Raw genomic sequence first — 1,884 nt, forward strand, 5'->3', positions numbered from 1 at the left:
CGGGCCGCGGCACCGGATCCCGCGAGCACCGCGGCTCCGTCCGGCCCGGCCACCGCGTCCGCGGGCCCGGCCGCCGCCGGAACTCCGGCAGCTGGCCCCCCGGCCGCAGACCCGCGCGGCGCCGAAGCACGCGAGGCGCAGCAGCAGTACCCCCAGCAGCGACCGGCGGAGAACCCGCAGGCCCAGTTCGGTCCGCGTGCCGGCTGGACCACCCGCGGACCGGACGACCAGTACATCCGCCGCGGACCCGTTCCGCCGCCGCCCTCGCCGGTCCGGCGGACGCCGATGGATCCGCGCGACAGCAGGCTCCCGCGCCAGGCCCCGGGGACCCCGTCGAACCCGCTCGATCCGGAGAGCTTCCAGTACCCGCCGGTGCGGCAGCATCTGCCGGCGCAGGAACCGCAGAACCCGGCGACCCGCCCGAACCCGCAGTACGGCGCGCCGTTGCCGATGCCGATCGAGCGGCGCCGGGCATTCGTCGATCGCCGCGACCCGGGCAAGGCCGGCCTGCCGTACCCGAACGACCGCCGTCGTCCGCCGGCCGACCGGCGCGATCCCCGGAACGCCGACACCTTCCCGGACGATCGTTACAGCCAGCACCCCGACACGTTCTACCGCGCCAGCCCGCAGCAGGATCCCGCGGGCCAGGACACGGGCCTCCCGTCTGCCCGGCCGCGGCACAGCACCGGCCCGGCGCCGGACGGCGACGCTCCGGTAGCGGACCGGCGGGCACCGCAGCAGCGACCTCCGGCCCAGCAGCACCAGCAGCCCCGGCCTCCGGCGCACGAGGAGCGCCGCCGGCGACCGGCATCCCTCGTTCCACCGGGCTTCGTGCCCATGGCCGACACTCCGACGGGGTCGATGCCGGCTGCACCCGCGGCCGGCGCCACCGGACTCCCGGGCGTCGACCCCCAGGCCGGTCCGATGTCGTTCGCCGATTTCGTGCTCGCCCGCGACGCGCAGTCCTGGATCCCCTACGTGGAGAACACGCTCCCGCCGACGCACCCGCGCCGCGCCGGCTGACCCGGCCGGGCGGTCAGGGGTGACTGCCTAGGCTTCCATGTCGTCGTGGGTGACGATGCGGATCAGCTCGACGCTGCCGTCCAGCTTCTGCCAGAAGTGCATCCGGCGCGCGGCCGGGGTGTTCTGCTCGATCGACACCCGCATGCAGCGGGCGCCGTCCCAGCGCAGCAGGTGCGGGTCTGCGGGACCTGCGCCCTGGCGCAGCGCGTGCAGGTGGCGGCCCTGCAGGGTCTTGACCCGTCCGGTCAGCACATCGACGGATGCCTTGAACGCCTTCGCGAGCTGCCCGTCGTCGAGCCCGCTCAGGGAATCCGCGAACCGGTCTGACAGGCCGTAGCTGTGCGGCAGCGGCCATTCCTCGCGGTCGGATTCCGGGACCCGGTCGACCCAGGCGAGGGCGATCTCGTGGCGGACCCAGCTGGTGGCATCTTCCCAGAGGGCGCGGCGGGACTCGTATTCGCTGCTGGGGGTGGGGGCGACGACGGTCCGGCGGGACTCGCGCAGCATCCGCTTCTGGGTGCGCTGCTCGTCGCGGAGTTCGGCGACGGTGTGTCGCAGGGTGCCGAGTTCGACGAGCGCGTCGCGGAGCTGCAGCTGCGCGGAGCGGGCCTGCTCGCGCAGGCGGGCGAGGTCGGACTCCGTGCTTCCCGCCTCGACGAGCTGCGCCTCGAGCCGGGTGATCTTCGCCTTCGCCTCGGCCAGGGAGAGCTGGGTGGACTGCAGGGCGGACACCGACGTCGGCGCGCACGGCGCCGGGGTCGGGCCGACGCGGAACGGGATCGCGCCGGGCGACCCCGCGGTCGCGGGTGTCGGCCGGCGCACGGCGTGCACGCGGCCGGGCCCGGGGAACGGGCGCGGCAC

The 1,884-nt window shown here is 75.6% G+C and carries 1 protein-coding gene and 1 pseudogene; one reads left to right on the top strand and one right to left on the bottom strand.

The features are described 5' to 3' along the window. Positions 1 to 1,023: pseudogene (locus E3O46_RS18365) on the top strand (hypothetical protein); the annotation flags it as partial. A gap of 27 nt (positions 1,024 to 1,050) precedes the next feature. Here E3O46_RS18365 and E3O46_RS18370 read toward each other — a convergent pair. Then, a partial coding sequence (locus E3O46_RS18370) for a hypothetical protein (RefSeq protein WP_198413728.1) occupies positions 1,051 to 1,884 on the bottom strand: 834 nt, incomplete at its 5' end.

It is taken from the genome of Cryobacterium glucosi (assembly GCF_004402235.1).
Taxonomy (GTDB): Bacteria; Actinomycetota; Actinomycetes; order Actinomycetales; family Microbacteriaceae; genus Cryobacterium; species Cryobacterium glucosi.